Source organism: Micromonospora sp. NPDC005174 (assembly GCF_040608495.1).
In the GTDB taxonomy this organism is placed as follows: Bacteria; Actinomycetota; Actinomycetes; order Mycobacteriales; family Micromonosporaceae; genus Micromonospora.
In genome coordinates this window covers 45,432-60,391 of sequence record NZ_JBEXIJ010000002.1, presented here as the reverse complement: position 1 = coordinate 60,391, position 14,960 = coordinate 45,432, and the positions used below count along the sequence as shown (strand labels likewise).

Annotated in this window: 14 protein-coding genes and 1 riboswitch; of the genes, 6 read left to right on the top strand and 8 right to left on the bottom strand. The window is 71.2% G+C overall.

Translation table 11 applies throughout. From position 1 onward, the window contains the following. Window positions 1-117 precede the first annotated feature (117 nt). A complete protein-coding gene (locus tag ABZU91_RS02370) occupies window positions 118-465 on the top strand; it encodes a hypothetical protein (RefSeq protein WP_355233153.1) in 348 nt (115 codons plus the stop codon). A 74-nt stretch (window positions 466-539) separates the two neighbouring features. Here the strand turns inward: ABZU91_RS02370 and ABZU91_RS02365 are convergent, their stop codons facing one another. Further along, window positions 540-1,217, bottom strand: coding sequence for a transglycosylase family protein (locus tag ABZU91_RS02365; protein WP_355233152.1), 678 nt, complete (start codon window positions 1,215-1,217; stop codon window positions 540-542). Then, window positions 1,217-1,387: riboswitch (cyclic di-AMP (ydaO/yuaA leader) on the bottom strand. It overlaps the preceding gene by 1 nt. 221 nt (window positions 1,388-1,608) lie before the next feature. Beyond that, window positions 1,609-3,525, bottom strand: a complete 1,917-nt coding sequence (htpG, locus tag ABZU91_RS02360; RefSeq protein ID WP_355233151.1) for a molecular chaperone HtpG — start codon at window positions 3,523-3,525, stop codon at window positions 1,609-1,611. Window positions 3,526-3,719: 194 nt separating this feature from the next. Here htpG and ABZU91_RS02355 point away from each other — a divergent pair, with 194 nt between their 5' ends. Continuing rightward, a complete protein-coding gene (locus ABZU91_RS02355) occupies window positions 3,720-4,418 on the top strand; it encodes an SDR family oxidoreductase (RefSeq protein ID WP_355233150.1) in 699 nt (232 codons plus the stop codon). Between the two features lie 97 nt (window positions 4,419-4,515). Here the strand turns inward: ABZU91_RS02355 and ABZU91_RS02350 are convergent, their stop codons facing one another. Both ABZU91_RS02350 and ABZU91_RS02345 read right to left on the bottom strand, forming a co-directional pair. After that, complete coding sequence (locus tag ABZU91_RS02350) at window positions 4,516-5,022, bottom strand: hypothetical protein (protein ID WP_355233149.1); 507 nt, start codon at window positions 5,020-5,022, stop codon at window positions 4,516-4,518. 133 nt (window positions 5,023-5,155) lie between these two features. Then, entirely contained in the window at window positions 5,156-6,913 is a 1,758-nt protein-coding gene (locus tag ABZU91_RS02345) for a M28 family peptidase (RefSeq protein ID WP_355233148.1), read from the bottom strand. 204 nt (window positions 6,914-7,117) lie between these two features. On the opposite strand from ABZU91_RS02345, the gene ABZU91_RS02340 reads away from it, so the two are divergent. Then, window positions 7,118-9,967: an ATP-binding protein gene (locus ABZU91_RS02340; RefSeq protein WP_355233147.1), complete on the top strand. Its 2,850-nt coding sequence runs from the start codon at window positions 7,118-7,120 to the stop codon at window positions 9,965-9,967. 251 nt (window positions 9,968-10,218) lie between these two features. On the opposite strand, the gene ABZU91_RS02335 is transcribed toward ABZU91_RS02340, so the two are convergent. Then, window positions 10,219-10,473, bottom strand: a complete 255-nt coding sequence (locus tag ABZU91_RS02335; protein ID WP_355233146.1) for a hypothetical protein — start codon at window positions 10,471-10,473, stop codon at window positions 10,219-10,221. Between the two features lie 594 nt (window positions 10,474-11,067). Between ABZU91_RS02335 and ABZU91_RS02330 the strand changes: the two genes are divergently transcribed. Next, a complete protein-coding gene (locus ABZU91_RS02330) occupies window positions 11,068-11,256 on the top strand; it encodes a hypothetical protein (protein ID WP_355233145.1) in 189 nt (62 codons plus the stop codon). Between the two features lie 652 nt (window positions 11,257-11,908). Here ABZU91_RS02330 and ABZU91_RS02325 read toward each other — a convergent pair. Next, window positions 11,909-12,109 carry a hypothetical protein gene (locus tag ABZU91_RS02325; protein WP_355233144.1) on the bottom strand — a complete coding sequence of 67 codons (201 nt, stop codon included), beginning with the start codon at window positions 12,107-12,109 and terminating at the stop codon, window positions 11,909-11,911. A 164-nt stretch (window positions 12,110-12,273) separates the two neighbouring features. On the opposite strand from ABZU91_RS02325, the gene ABZU91_RS02320 reads away from it, so the two are divergent. Beyond that, window positions 12,274-12,495: a hypothetical protein gene (locus tag ABZU91_RS02320; RefSeq protein ID WP_355233143.1), complete on the top strand. Its 222-nt coding sequence runs from the start codon at window positions 12,274-12,276 to the stop codon at window positions 12,493-12,495. A gap of 225 nt (window positions 12,496-12,720) precedes the next feature. Here the strand turns inward: ABZU91_RS02320 and ABZU91_RS02315 are convergent, their stop codons facing one another. Further along, window positions 12,721-13,482, bottom strand: coding sequence for a hypothetical protein (locus ABZU91_RS02315; protein WP_355233142.1), 762 nt, complete (start codon window positions 13,480-13,482; stop codon window positions 12,721-12,723). After that, complete coding sequence (locus tag ABZU91_RS02310; RefSeq protein WP_355233141.1) at window positions 13,479-13,979, bottom strand: SigE family RNA polymerase sigma factor; 501 nt, start codon at window positions 13,977-13,979, stop codon at window positions 13,479-13,481. Before ABZU91_RS02310 ends, ABZU91_RS02315 begins: the two co-directional genes overlap by 4 nt. 144 nt (window positions 13,980-14,123) lie before the next feature. On the opposite strand from ABZU91_RS02310, the gene ABZU91_RS02305 reads away from it, so the two are divergent. Beyond that, the gene (locus ABZU91_RS02305) at window positions 14,124-14,954 is read left to right on the top strand and encodes a DUF3152 domain-containing protein (RefSeq protein ID WP_355233140.1); all 831 of its coding nucleotides are present in this window, start codon (window positions 14,124-14,126) and stop codon (window positions 14,952-14,954) included. Window positions 14,955-14,960: the final 6 nt, after the last annotated feature.

The window sequence follows — 14,960 nt, the reverse complement described above, 5'->3', positions numbered from 1 at the left end:
ATCTGCGTGCGGTGTCCACGCGCCCAGTTGCGACAGGAGACACATCACAGCAGGTCGGCGGTTTAGCCGGCAGCCGACGGGTGACCCTTGTGGGGTACAGCCTGACGAGGGGGGCACATGTCCGACGACACCAGCAACCGATCGAGCCGCCGCGCCGAACGCCCGCACGACGTGACCGACCCGCTGCTCTGGCAGCTCGCGGTCGACGTGCTCGAGGCCCACGAGCCCGACGACGAGGGGCACTGCCGCAATCTCCAGTGCGCCGGCCAGGCCTGGCCGTGCGCGGCCCGCACGAGCGCCGAGCAGTCGGTGCGGCTGGCCCGCAGCACCCCCGACTCGGCCGAGATGACCGTCGACGGTGACGCCGCCGGCACCGGCTGGGCGACCGCGCCGGCACCGCGCTGGGGCTGGAACGGCGAGGCGGCAGCGCGCCGCGAGCCGAGGAAGGCCGCCTCGGCGGCGTGACGCGTACCGCGCGGAGACCAGCAGACGAACGAACGCTCGGCCGGTGACCCGGCCGAGCGTTCGTCTGTCGAGCGTCAGAGAGCGAGTCGCTGGCCCGGGAGGATCAGCCCCGGGTCGGCGCCGACCAGCTGCCGGTTGCGCTCGTACAGGGCCTGCCAACCGCCGGCCTGGCGGTGCCGCTCGGCGATCTCCGACAGGGTGTCGCCCGGCTTGACCACGTACGTGTCGCCGCTGGCCGCCGGGGCGGTCCGCTCGTGATTACGGGTCGCCGGCTGGTCGCCCCGCGACGACCGCTCCTTGCCGGCGGTGGACTTCGACGAGCCGGTGGACGACTTCGTCGAGGGCTTCGCGGTGGACTTGGTCGACGTCGTGGCGGAGCCGCCCGACGAGCCGCCCTTGCGGCCGCAGGTCGGCCACGCGCCGATGCCCTGCCCGTCGAGCACCTTCTCGGCGATCGCGATCTGCTCCCCGCGGCTGGCCAGGTCGGCGCGGGCGGCGTACTTCGTGCCGCCGTAGCCGGCCCAGGTGCCCTGGGAGAACTGCAACCCGCCGTAGTAGCCGTTACCGGTGTTGATCTTCCAGTTGCCGCCGGACTCGCACTGGGCGACCGCGTCCCAGTTGACGCCGGCCTGGGCCGGAGCCGCCGGGCCGAAGAGGGCGACGGCGCCGGTGACCGCGCCGACGGCCAGGGTGCCGACGGCGACGCGGCGGGTGGTGACCCGTCGATGACGGGGTGTGTACGCAGACGTCATGGTTCGTTCCTCCACGCCGGCGAGGTGAGCTGTCGGGTTCGGGCCGAGGAGCCCGGCCGCACGGTGGCGGCTTCACCCCGAGGTGACATGCACCGAGGAACGTTGGGTCCCCCGCTCCTGCCCGGGTTCTGTTTCCGACGACCGGGGGCAGGATTTGGCGTTGCCGGTCGCGGCGTCCACGGTGGTGGACCCGACCGACGGTAGGCACGGTCGGTGACGGTCGCCCACCGCTTGTGAAGTTGTTCACCGGCCTACGCGGGGCGCTCCGGCCAGCGGTTGCGGACGACGTCCACCTGTGCACCGACCATGATGGACCGTTTCCGATCAGGGTCGACGTCCACCTGCCAACCGGCCGGCGGACCCCCGGATCGGGTCCGCCGGCCGGGGGTGATCAGAGAGTGCGCGCCAGCCGGTCCGCGAGCGTACGGGTGAAGCGTGCCGGATCGGCCAGCTCACCGCCCTCGGCGAGGACCGCCAGGCCGTACAGCAGCTCGGCGGTCTCGGTCAGCGCCTCCGAGGAGTCGCCCTGCTCGTGGGCCTTGCGCAGCCCGGCGACCAGCGGGTGACCAGGATTGATCTCCAGGATCCGCTTGGTCGTGGGGACCTCGTGCCCCATCGCCCGGTACATCTTCTCCAGCGTCGGCGTGAGGTCGTGCGCGTCGCCCACCACGCAGGCCGGCGAGGTGGTCAGCCGCGACGACAGCCGGACCTCCCGGACACTGTCGGCGAGGGTCGTGCCGAGCCACAGCACCAGCGCGCCGAACTCCTGCCGCTGCTGCTCGCGCTCGGCCTCGGCCTGCTGCTTCTCCTCGTCGGTGTCGAGGTCGACCTGGCCCTTGGCGATCGAGCGCAGCGGCCGGCCGTCGTACTCGCCGACCCGCTCGATCCACACCTCGTCGACCGGGTCGGTGAGCAGCAGCACCTCGTGACCCTTGGCCCGGAACGCCTCCAGGTGCGGGGAGTTCTCGATGGTGGCCCGGGACTCGCCGGTGGCGTACCAGATGTCGGTCTGGCCGTCCTTCATCCGCGAGACGTAGCCGGCCAGGTCGGTGGGCTCCGCCGCGTCGTGGGTGGAGGCGACCGACAGGATCTCCAGCAGGGTGTCGCGGTTGTCGGTGTCGTCGATCAACCCCTCCTTGACCACCGCGCCGAACTCGGTCCAGAAGGTGCGGTAGCGCTCGGGGTGGTTGGCCTTCAGGTCCTTGACCGTGGCGAGCACCTTGCGGACCAGGCGGCGGCGGACGATCTGGATCTGCCGGTCCTGCTGGAGGATCTCGCGGGAGATGTTCAGCGACAGGTCGTGCGCGTCGACGACACCCTTGACGAAGCGCAGGTATGTCGGGACCAGCGCCTCGCAGTCGTCCATGATGAACACGCGCTTGACGTAGAGCTGGACGCCGCGGCGGCCCTGCGGGGAGAACATGTCCAGTGGGGCGTGGCTGGGCAGGAACAGCAGCGCCTCGTACTCGAAGGTGCCCTCGCCCTTCATGTGCACGACCTCGAGCGGGTCCGCCCAGTCGTGGCTGACGTGCTTGTAGAACTCGTTGTACTCGGCGGCGTCGACCTCGTCGCGGGAGCGCGCCCAGAGCGCCTTCATCGAGTTGAGGGTCTGCACCTCGCTGGTGGCCGCCTCGCCCTCGGCGCCCGGACGCTCGACGGTCATCCGGATCGGCCACGCGATGAAGTCGGAGTAGCGCTTGACGATCTCGCGGACCGTCCACTCGGCGGTGTAGTCGTGCAGGTTGTCCTCGGTGTCGACCGGCTTGAGGTGCAGGGTCACCGAGGTGCCCTGCGGCGCGTCGTCGACGGCCTCGACGGAGTAGGTGCCCTCGCCGGCGGACTCCCAGCGGGTGCCGCCGGTCTCGCCGGCCTTGCGGGTCAGCAGGGTGACCCGGTCGGCGACCATGAACGCGGCGTAGAAGCCGACGCCGAACTGCCCGATCAGCTCCTGCGAGGCGCGGGCGTCGGCGGACTCGCGCAGCTGGCGCAGCAGCTCGGCGGTGCCGGACTTGGCGATGGTGCCGATCAGCCGGACCACCTCGTCGCGGTTCATCCCGATGCCGTTGTCCCGGACGGTCAGCGTGCGGGCGTCCCGGTCGACCTCGATGGCGACGTGCAGGTCGTCGGTGTCGGCGACGAGATCCTTGTCGACGAGCGTCGCCAGCCGCAGCTTGTCCAGGGCGTCGGACGCGTTCGAGATGAGTTCCCGCAGGAAGACGTCCTTGTTCGAGTAGATCGAGTGGACGACCAGCTGCAGGAGCTGACGCGCCTCGGCCTGGAACTCCAACGTCTCGGCCTGGTTGCTCACACCGTCTCCCCTTCTCGGCTCGTGCGGAGGTTCGCGCAAAGGATACGAGCCGTCACCGGCGTACACGTGTGCGCCTCCGGGTCGTATTCCCGATTCCCGTGCGCCCGGCGCGTGACCTAGCTGACTTTGCTCAACAGAAGCCAGCCGGATAGCGTTCGGTGCGACAAGCCCCGCCACGAACCTGGAGCAACCCCATGAAGATCGCTGGAAGCACCGCCCTCGTCACCGGCGCCAACCGGGGCTTCGGCCGGCACCTGGCCGCCGAACTCGTCTCCCGGGGCGCGACCGTCTACGCCGGCGCCCGCAACCCCGACAGCGTCGACCTGCCCGGCGTGACGCCGGTCCGGTTGGACATCACCGACCCCGCGTCGGTGGCCGCCGCCGCCGAGCTGGCCGGTGACGTGAACCTCCTGGTCAACAACGCCGGCATCGACAGCCGGGCGGACCTCCTCGACGGCGACCTGGACCTGATCCGGCTGGAGCTGGAGACCCACTACCTCGGCAGCCTGTCGATGATCCGGTCCTTCGCCCCCGTCATCGCCGGCAACGGCGGCGGCACGGTCCTCAACGTGCTCTCCGTGCTGTCCTGGGTGAATTTCCCCCTGCACGGGGCGTACGGCGCCGCGAAGTCCGCCGAGTGGGCGATGACCAACGCGCTGCGCCTCCAGCTCGCCGAGCGGGGCGTCCGGGTCGCCGGCCTGCACGTCGGTTACATGGACACCGACATGGCCGCGACCATCACGGGCGCCAAGTCGGACCCGGCGGTGATCGCCCGGCTCGCCGTCGACGGCATCGAGGCCGACGCGTACGAGATCGTCTCCGACGACATCAGCCGACAGGTGCAGGGCGGGCTCGCCGGCGGGGTCGCCGCGCTCTACCCGCAACTCCCCTGACCGTGGACACCACGGGCCGCCGCCGGGAGCATCCGGCGGCGGCCCGTCCTCGGTTACGCGGCCAGCTCCACCCACGCACCGGCTCGACATCCGTCGCTCAGCAGCCGCCGCAGCTGTAGAAGAGGATGTCCCAGTGGCTGCCCTCCTTGGTGTAGAGGTTGCCCGAGGCGGCCCGGTACTGGTAACCGAAGCCGGAGATGTAACCGACATAGGTGTAGTTCGCCGAGATGTAGTTCTGGATGCAGGTGCTCAGCGCGATGTCGAGCTTGTAGCCGTTCCAGTGGCTGTACGTGCCCCCGGCGTGCCCGACCTCGGTGCCGGCGGTGACGGTGACCGCGCAGCCGCTGGCCCGCTTGAAGGTGATGATGCCGTCGATGGTGGCCTGCCGGACCCCGTCGAACGAGGTGCAGGTGGAGACGTTGCGGTCGCTGCAGTTGCCGCTGGAGGTCCAGGAGATGCCGGCGGCGCGCAGCTGCGAGGTGGCGCTGGAGTGGATGATGGCGAAGGCCGGCGCGGCCAGGCCGAACGCGGCACAGAGCGTCGCCAGGGTGGCCACCAGCAGCGTGAGCACGCGGCGGCGCAGGGTGGATCGGTCGGGTGACATGGCACTCCCGTTCGCGTGAGGGGCGGAATTCTGCGAATCAGGGGCCGGCCTTGAAAGATTTCTACCAGAGATCGATGGTCATGACCAGATGTCGGGTGGGAGCGGTGTGACCGCCACCCCCACCCGACATCCCTCAGCTGGCCTGAAGCGTCACGTCGTCGATCACGAAGCTGGTCTGCAACGACGAGTCCTCGGTGCCGGTGAACTTCAACGTCACCGTCTGGCCCGCGAACCCGGCCACGCTGAACGTGCGCTGGGCGTAGCCGGAGGCGGCGTTCAGGTTCGAGTACGTCGCCAGCGTGGTCGAGCCCACCTGCACGGTCAGCTTGTCGTACGCGGTGGAGCCGGTGGTCTCGGCGGTGTCCACGTGCAGCCAGAACGACAGCGTGTAGCTGGAACAGCCGGCCGGCACGGTCACCGACTGGGACAGGGTGTCGGTATGGCTGCTGCCGTACCCGTCGAGCCACGCCTTGTACGACCCGGTCCGGGCCGGCTGGCTACCGGAGTTGGTGATCACGCCGGAGGAGGCGGTCCACGGCGTGGTGCCGCTCTCGAAGCCACCGTTGCCGATCACCTGGCCGCCGGCGCAGCCACCGGTGCCGGTGACCGTGAGGGTGAGGCTGGCGGTCCGGGTGACCGAGCCGGTGCCGGTGACCGTGACGGTCACCGTGCCCGTGGTGGCGCTGGACGACGCGGTCAGCGTCACCGTGGCCGACCCGCCGGAGGTCACCGACGACGGGCTGAAGGAGACGCTCACCCCGCTGGGCGCTCCGGACGCGCTGAGGCTGACCGTCTGCGCGGAGCCGGAGGTGGTCGCGGTGCTGACCGTCGCGCTGGCGCTGGCGCCCCGGGCGACGGTGAGCGCCGTGGGGCTGACCGCGAGCGAGAAGTCGTTGGTCGGGGTGCCGCTGCCCACGGCGAGCTGCCACAGCGCGTACGCGACGCCGTCCGCGGCCCGGTTCAGCACGGTGGCGCTGACGTTGGCGGTGGTGTCGCAGGAACGGTGGTAGCACGAGTCGTAGGCGGAATTGGCCGTGCCGCCCCACTTGGCCGCCTGGCTGCTGGTCTTGCGGGCGCTCGCGCCCGCCGCGTACCCGGAGGTGGGGATGCCGGCCTGCTGGAAGTAGTAGTCGTCGGAGCGGCCCTGACCCTCGACGTTCTCCTCGGGTTGCAGCCCCAGCGAGTCCCAGTACGCCTTCAGCGGCGCCGCCGTGGTCGAGCTGACCCGGTTGATGAAGTAACCGCCGTTGGTGGAGCCGACCATGTCGAAGTTGTAGTAGCCCTTGATGTAGCCGCGCTGGGTGGAGTTGAGCGAGTTGACGTAGAAGCGGGAGCCGTTGAGGCCCTGCTCCTCGTCGGTCCACCAGGCGAACCGGACCTTCTTCGTCACGGTCGGGTTCTGCGCGGCGAGGACCAGGGCGTTCTCCAGCAGGGTGGCCGAGCCGGACCCGTTGTCGTTGATGCCCGGACCGGCCGAGACGCTGTCCAGGTGCGCGCCGAACATGACCACCTGGTCGGACGGGCCGCCGGGCCACTCGGCGATGAGGTTGTTCGAGGGGTACGTGCAGCTGGAGCAGTACTGCTCAGTGACGGTGTAGCCGGCCGCCTGGAGCTTCGTCTTGACGTAGCTGAGCGAGGCGGTGTAGCCGGCCGAGCCGGCCCGCCGGTTGCCGCCGTTGCTGCTGGCGATGGAGTTGAACTGGGTCAGGTGCGCCTGGACGTTGCTGACGGAGATGTCCGGCGCCGCCAGGACGGCGGCGGACGCGGCGATCGGCCGGGCCGCTGTCGTCGTGGCGGAGGATGACGCGGTCGCCGGCTGGGCGGCCAGCGTCACCGTCATCCCGGTGAACACGGCGAGCGCGATTCCCGCGCTCAGCGTTCTACCTCTCATGGGGGCTCCTCGGGGTCGGAGAGATAACCGAGACACTTACAGATATCTATCTCTGTGACATCGGACGTTCGTCCCGAACCCCCGCCCGTTAGACGGTGGGTACCGGCGTCGGCACAGGTGAGTAGAGGTGTCAGGATGGGTAGGTAACGCCAGCAGGGGTCGTCGGGCCCGGAACGGGGGGCTAGCGATGAGGCCGGGTCGAGCGTGACACGACCCCGCACCGACCTGTTCGACGATGGTGGTGACACCGGCCGGCTGATGGCGGAGCTGGACTGGGCCGAGACACCGCTCGGCGCGGTCTCCGACTGGCCACAGAGCCTGCGGTCCGCCGTACGGGTGGTGCTCTCCTCCCGCTACCCCATGCTGCTGCTCTGGGGCGAGCGCTTCTCCCAGCTCTACAACGACGCGTACTCCGCGCTGATCGGCGACAAGCACCCCGCCGCCCTGGGTGGCGACGTGCGGGTGACCCTGGCCGAGGGCTGGGACGTCCTCGCCCCCCTGATCGAGCAGGCGATGGCGACCGGCGTGGCCAGTTGGGTACCCGCCCTCCAACTCCTGCTGGAGCGCGCCGGCTACCGCGAGGAGGCGTACTTCAGCGTCTCGCACGCCCCGGCCCGCGACGACGACGGCCGCACGGTCGGCGTGCTGACGGTGTGCAGCGAGGTCACCGAGCAGGTCGTCGGCGAACGGCGGCTGCGGCTGCTCCGCGACCTGTCGCTACCCGGCGACGGGCGCACCGTCGACGTCGACGCGACGTGCGCGCGGCTGATCGACGCGATCCACGGCGATCCCATGGACGTACCCTTCGCCGCGATCTACCTGCGCGACGGCGCGGCCCTGCGCCGGATCGCCTGCGCGGGCGGCGGCCCACACCATGCCACCGTCACCGGTGCGCTGCCGTCCGTCGTCGACCTGGCCGACCCGAGCCCGACGGCCCGCGCCTGGGCGCTACCGGAGGCGGCGTCGGGTCGACCCACCGACCTGACCGGCGTCGCCGACCGGCTGTCGCTGCCCGCCGGCCCGTGGGGCGACCCGGCCCGCGCCGCGCTGGCCCTGCCGCTGCCCTCGGCCGCCGAGGACCAGCCGCTCGGCGTCCTGCTGGTCGGCGTCAGCCCCAACCGGGACCTGGACGAGGCCTACCGCTCCTTCTACCAACTGCTGACACAGCAGGTGTCCGCGGCGGTGCACAACGCCCAGGAGTACGAGCGGGAGCGACGCCGGGCCGAGACGCTGGCCGAGCTGGACCGGGTGAAGACCACCTTCTTCACCAACGTCAGCCACGAATTCCGTACCCCGTTGACCCTCATGCTCGGACCGCTCGCCGACGCTCTCGCCGACACCGCCGCGCCGCTGGCACCCGCGCAGCGAGAGCGGGTGGAGACCGCCTGGCGCAACGCGACCCGCCTGTTGACCCTGGTCAACAGCCTGCTCACCTTCTCCAGCCTGGAGGCCGGGCGGGCTCGCAGCGACGCCCACGAGGTGGACCTGCCCGCGCTCACCGCCGAGCTGGCCAGCGTCTTCCGCGCCGCCGTCGAGCGGGCCGGCCTGACGTTGGAGGTCGACTGCCCGCCCCTGCCCCGCCCGGTCACCGTCGACCCGGTCAACTGGGAGCGGATCGTCACCAACCTGCTGTCGAACGCCCTCAAGTACACCTTCATCGGTCGCATCCGCATCGCCGTGGACGCGGACCACGACGAGGTACGCCTCACCGTCGCCGACACCGGCATCGGGATCGCCGAGGCCGACCTGCCGAAGCTCTTCGAGCGCTTCCACCGGGTGCAGGGCGCACGGTCCCGCAGCCACGAGGGCACCGGGATCGGCCTGGCCCTGGTCCACGAGCTGGCCCGTCTGGAGGGCGGTGAGGTCCGGGTGACCAGCCGGGTGGGCGGCGGCACCACCTTCACCGTGGCCCTGCCCTGGTCGGCGACGCGACGCCCGGCCACGACCGCACCGCCCGGCGAGGGGCGGGGCGACGCGGCACGCGCCGCCGTCCAGGAGGCGGTGAGCTGGTTGACCGACCCCACCGGCGACGTCGCCGAGCCCGCCACGGCGCCGGGCCCGGCCGCCGACGAGCTGGTCGGGGCACGCATCCTGGTGGCCGACGACAACAGCGACATGCGCGCATACCTGAGCCGGCTGCTCGCCGCCCAGGGCTGGCGGGTGCGGTCGGTCACCGACGGGCTCCAGGCGCTCGACGCGATCCACCGGGAGCCACCGGACCTGGTGCTCACCGACGTCATGATGCCGGTGCTGGACGGCTCCGACCTCGTCCGCCGGTTGCGGGCCGACCCCGCAACCCGGGCGCTGCCAATCGTGGTGCTCTCCGCGCGGGCGGGCGAGGAGGCCAGCGTGGCCGGCCTGAGCCTCGGCGCCGACGACTACCTGGTCAAGCCATTCGCCGCCGCCGAGCTGATCGCCCGGATCCGGACCGCCATCCGCCGCGCCCGCACCGAGGTCGCCGGCGACGCAGCCACCGCGCCGAGCGCCGACGGCGAGCCGGCGTCGAGCGCTCCCGCCCGGCCCACGGCGGTCGAGGTCCAGCCCGAGCAGAGCGCGCCCCTCGCGGATCGTGTTGTCGATTCCGTGACCGGCGACCCGGCCAGCACGTCGACAACCGGCACGTCGACAGCCGGCCCGCACGGCGACGGGTTCGGCGACCGGCTGGACGAGCAATGGACGTACCCGTCGGTGCCCACCTCGGCGGCCGCCATGCGACAGGACGTCCGGCTGGCGTTGGACGACCTCGACGTCGACGGGGAGGTGGCGGAGGATCTGCTGCTCGCCGCCTCCGAGGCGATGAACAACGCCGTCGAGCACGCGCAACGACCCAGCCGCCCCGAGGTGCGGGTCCGTCTCCAGGTGGGCGACACGCTGGTCCGGATCTCGGTACGCGACTTCGGCACCTGGCGGGACCGTCGACCGGCCATGGACCGGGGCCGGGGCGCGCTGCTGATGAACGCCTACGGCGACGTACAGCTCGTCTCCACCGGCGAGGGCACGACCGTGACCATCGAACGCCGGCTGACCAGAAACCGGGCGACCGGCTCGCAGTAGCGGCAGGCCACTGTCCCATGTCCAGCTCGACGCATCCGATCGGTTCCGGTCGGACAACTCGCTGGCCGCCTAGATGTCCCCCGGTTCGGAAGCACAAGCGCAGCGCGTTGAGCAACCAGACCAAGTCGCTGAAACCGGTACCCGACCGCCCTACGAAATCTCCTCCGTATAGAAGTGGCCCACCTCGATGCAGTTGTGGGCGAACGGCTGGCAGTGCGGGTCGCCAAGCACAACCCGCACTGCCGCCCGTGCTACCGCCGGCCCCGGGGAGGCCGCTTGCGCAGCACCACCGCAATCGCGCCGATCGCGGCCAGGGCAATGCCGCTGATGGCAGGAATCGCCACCGGGGCCACGTTGCCCATCTCCTCGGCGCTGCTCAGGACGATGCAGAGCAGCGCCCCGATGGACAGCGCCGTCACCAGCAGCAACCCTGCGATCAGGGCGTTGTCCGTGCTGCCAGGTCCCCCGGGCTGGTGCGGCCCGGTACCTCTCGTTACCGTGGTCACTTGGTCTCGTTCTCCCTCTCAGATGGTCCTTGCCTCGGACATGAGCGGACGTGACCGTTCAAGGCGGCCCCGGGGATGCCAGTCCCCGGGAGTCCGCCGCCTTGACCTGGCGAGCCAGGCCGGCTACTTCCGTTGGAGCAATCTAACGTTCGAAGAGGACAGAGCCACGGCCGCAGAGCGTCCGGCGGCCCTTTCTCCCGCGCTCGGTTGGACTGTAATGGCACCTCCCCTCACTACCGTCCCGCCCCGCGCGCGCCAACGCGGCGCAGCTAAAGGGCAAATGCACATCAGTGCGACAGCTCCCGAAACGCCGCTGTGGATAAGTATGTGGACGCTGTCTGATGGATCGTCACTTTCGGCGGCGGCCCCGTCCTTCACCCATCAAGCCGCGCGACCCGTGGAGAGGTTCTTGCGCAGCAGTGCGGCGTCCTTGTACTGCTCCACCTCCGACGGATAGCGCAGGCGGCAATACCGAGCCGAACGGGCAACCGGCGGTGCTCCGCTGGATCAGGTCCGCTGCAGGCGCGGACCAGATCCTCGCCACGATGATGGTCTACGCCGAGCAGGCAGGCGAGCGACGTACCGCCAGGCTGCGTGTGCCTCCCGGAGTCGTCCAGCGTCTCCATGCACGGCGTCACCACCACCGCGCCCACCATGCACCGCATCGGCCGCACGGGCGGCATCGTGCTGTACGGGCACGGCCGGGGGGTGCCCGAGGGTGCGCTCCAGCCGGCCGCGCGGGCACCGATGCTGCGCCCGCGTGGGAAGGCGGCGATTCGGTGACCGTGGCCGGGATGTCCCTCGCCGATCGGCACGCACCCGGACACCCGGGCCGACCTGGAGCGGCTGTCCGCGCTGGCCGCTCGCTCCGGGGAGTTGGACCGGGCCGCGCGAGACGCCAAGCGGGACGCGGAGAGCGCCGGCACCGATGCGCGCCGGCTCGCCGCTGACGCTGCCGCCGCCGGCACCCCGCTCGATGCCGCTGCCGTCACCCGGACGATCCGCGAGCGGCAGGAGCAGGCGGAGGCCGCACAAATCACGGAGGACGGCACCCGGCCAGGTCCGGCGTCGGTTAGCCGCTGGGATCGAGCAGCGCCGGGCGGAGTGGTTGAGCTACCTGCAGCGCCAGGCTGCCGCCAAGCTGGCAAGGCTGGATCTCGTCCTAGCCGAGCTGGACGCAGCGGTGTCCGACCTGGCCGAGATCGACCGGGTGCGCCAGACGGTGGAGTCTCCGAGCGCTGGCCGGCTGTTCACCGCTGGGACGTCCATCCCGGCCACGAGCGCCGTGGAGGCGGCCCGGCAACCCGCCAGAGCGCCGCAGAGGCGTTGGCCGGGCTGGAGCGGCACGCCGCCAAGGTGGCGCGGGAGAACGCGTCTCAGCCCGCCTGAACGGTGACAGACGAGCGGCCCCATCCCTACTCGGGATAGGGCCGCTTCAGCTTTCGCCCAGCGCCTGATTCTTCCGGTACTTCTTGATCCACGCTTCTACGGCCGCGCGGTCCCAGACTCGCACCTTGCCGCTGGCCACCGTGTCGATCGGTGCCGGGAAGGTCTTGCGGTTCGTGATCTCAGTAGCCCGGGTGCGTGACACGCCGCCGAGCATGTCTGCGATGTCGGAGAGCGCCACGAGTCTCACGCAGTGACCGTATGTACGTGCCAGGGGAACACGTTGCCACTTCCAACCTTGACGGTGTGCACGTTGCAGGGGATGCTGACGGGGCGACAACCGGATGCGGTCCGGTCACCTGATCGGGGATCGGTGGCCGGACCTGCCCATTTATGGGAGGTAGAGCCGTGCCGATGGACGACGGACCCGTAACGCCCGCACTGCTGTTGTGGTCGGCCATGCGCGTGATCAACCAGCACGCGGAACCGACCAGCCCGCACCGGGAGACCGGGCGGTGTGCTCAGTGCGGTGAGGGCGCGTGCGGGATGCTCGCGTGGGCTATCGGGGAGGTCAAGCGCCAGCGGATGGCCGGCAGTCGCGCTGCCCGGTACGGCATGACCGGCTCCCGCCGATGATCGAGCGGGAGTTGCCCCCGTCGGTGTGGGTGCCGATGGCGGCCCGGCAGGTCATCAGGCAGCACCAAGTGCACGGATCGTGTGGGCGCTGCCGGCCGGACGGGTGCCCGGCGCTGCGTTGGGCGCGGGACCGGATCGAGGCGCACCGGCTGGCCGGTAACCGGCCGCAGCGGTATTGACCGGTTCCCTGTCGCGCAATGGCATGTTTCACGGCTGTCCCAGGGATCAGAGCCGGCGACCCGCGCCGTCGTGGGCGACGATGCCGTCCAGCCGGGCCCCCGGCGTGAGCGTGGTCGGATCGAACCAGAAGATCACGACCTGCTTGTCGAGGCTCCATCGCGCCACCGTGGCGTCGACCTGCCGACCGTCGACGGTGCCGATGATCCGTGCCGCCGGGCCGACGAAGTAGCCGAAGGTCGGCACCGGAAAGACCGACTCGCTCTCCTCGTACCCGATCTGATGGAAACCGGGGCTGCGGTCGGCGCCGTCGACGTCGTTGACCAGGATGTCCGTGCTCACCGTTCCGTCCGCGGCTCGGCGACCGGCGGCCAACCCGATGGTCACCCTGGGCGCCCCGGGAACCGTCACCGCGACGACGAAGTAGACCCGCCGGTCGGTGCCGTGCCCGATCCCGGAGTCGATCACCTGCCCCAGGGGCTTCGGATTCGGCACGCCGCGAGCCCGCGTGGGCGGTGGCGTCGGCCCGTCCGACGTCGCCGCCGTCGTCGGCGCGACACCGGCCGGGGGCGAGGCCACGGCGACCGGGGACGCGGGCTCGGTCGGCAACGGATCGCGCGACCCGGTCGGGTCGACCACCACCGCAGTCACGGCGACCAGGCCGGCGGCGAACGTGGCCGCCGCAGCCCCGGTGATCCGCCGACGGGCGCGCAGCCGCCGTCCCTCGCGCATGACGCTGGCCAGGTCGAGGATGGCGTCGGGGCGTTCGGTCGCCCGCATGGCCGCACGAAGGCGATCCAGCTCGCTCATCGGCACGCCTCCTCGTCGGCGGCGCGCGGCGCTGCGGTCCGCAGCTTCTCCAGGGCTCGCGAGCTGGTGCTCTTGACGGTGCCCACGGACACGGCGAGTTCCCGAGCCACCTGCGCCTCCGGCAGGTCGAAGTAGTACCGCAGCACGACGATGGCCCGCTCCCGAGGGCTCAGCGCGCCGAGGATGGCGACCAGCCAGCGCCGGGTGGCCACGTCGTCGGCCACGTCCCCACGTCGCTGCTCCGGCACCACGTCGGTCGGGTACTCCCGCATCGGCCGCCGCCACCGGTCCACGAGGTGGTTGACCAGGGTGCGGCGCGCGTACCCGTAGGCGTCGTCGTCGTGGATCCGCGACCACGACACGTACGTGCGCACCAGCGCGGTCTGTGCGGCGTCCTCGGCCTGGTGGTGGTCGCCGGTCATCAGGAACGCCGCATGCACCAGTCGCGCGGACGCCGCCCGCGCGAACTCGACGAACTCCGCGTCACCGCGCGCCACCGCGAAACCCTCCCCCGTGCCACACCACTACAGACGGGACAGGCCGACAAAAAGTTGAGACCGGGGTCACTTCAACTTTTCGCCGCCCGCACCCGTCTTCTCCTTTGTGCGCCGCCACACTGGGCGACGCGCGAGGGGAGAGACATGTCGACGAAGGGTACCCGCCGGTGGCTTCCTGCCTCTGGGGCGTCACTGCTGGTGGTGGCGCTGCTCACCGGGTGCACGGGGCCGACGGCCGGGCAGTCCGGCGCCGGAGACCCCACCACCGGACCGCGACCCGGTGGTCACGCCGCAGCCTCGAACCGGCCGACCGGTGTCGGTATCCTCCGCCCCAGCAGCACGCCCAGTCGCCCGGTCAGCTATCCCGCAACCGGTGACAACCGCTGGACGGTGGCCGGGGCCGAGACGACGGGTGGCAGCGGGGACAGCGGCACCCTGCTGCGCTACCGGGTCGCCGTGGAACGCGACATCCATGGCCTTCCAGCGGGTGACATCGCCACCGCGATCTCCGCGACGCTGAACGACCCCCGCGGGTGGACGGCGGGCGGGAACTGGCGGCTGCGCCGGGTGGGCGCCGACCAGGCGGCCGACTTCACCATCTACCTGGCGACCCCCGGCACCCGCGACACCCTCTGCCAGGACGTGCCGGACGGCTACACGTCCTGCCGCAACGGCGCCAAGGTGGTGCTCAACGTGGCGCGCTGGGTCTCGGGCGTGCCGAACTACGGCGCGAGCCTGGCCACCTACCGGCAGTACATGGTCAACCACGAGGTCGGGCACAGGCTCGGATTCGGCCACGAACGCTGCCCGGGGCAGGGCCGGCCGGCGCCGGTGATGCAGCAGCAGACGTTGGGCCTGCACGGCTGCCGAGCCAGCGCGTGGCCCTACCCGAGCGGCACGGTCCGCTACCGCGGCCCGTCCGGGGCGTACGACGACGCGATTCCACGACGCGAGGGCGCGTACCCGAAGCACTGAGACCGC

Excerpts from the sequence above, each read along its gene's own strand:
- ABZU91_RS02370 (WP_355233153.1), top strand. The coding sequence starts at position 118 with ATGTCCGACGACACCAGCAACCGATCGAGCCGCCGCGCCGAACGCCCG.
- ABZU91_RS02365 (WP_355233152.1), bottom strand. The coding sequence starts at position 1,217 with ATGACGTCTGCGTACACACCCCGTCATCGACGGGTCACCACCCGCCGC.
- ABZU91_RS02355 (WP_355233150.1), top strand. The coding sequence starts at position 3,720 with ATGAAGATCGCTGGAAGCACCGCCCTCGTCACCGGCGCCAACCGGGGC.
- ABZU91_RS02350 (WP_355233149.1), bottom strand. The coding sequence starts at position 5,022 with ATGTCACCCGACCGATCCACCCTGCGCCGCCGCGTGCTCACGCTGCTG.
- ABZU91_RS02345 (WP_355233148.1), bottom strand. The coding sequence starts at position 6,913 with ATGAGAGGTAGAACGCTGAGCGCGGGAATCGCGCTCGCCGTGTTCACC.
- ABZU91_RS02320 (WP_355233143.1), top strand. The coding sequence starts at position 12,274 with ATGGACGACGGACCCGTAACGCCCGCACTGCTGTTGTGGTCGGCCATG.
- ABZU91_RS02315 (WP_355233142.1), bottom strand. The coding sequence starts at position 13,482 with ATGAGCGAGCTGGATCGCCTTCGTGCGGCCATGCGGGCGACCGAACGC.
- ABZU91_RS02305 (WP_355233140.1), top strand. The coding sequence starts at position 14,124 with ATGTCGACGAAGGGTACCCGCCGGTGGCTTCCTGCCTCTGGGGCGTCA.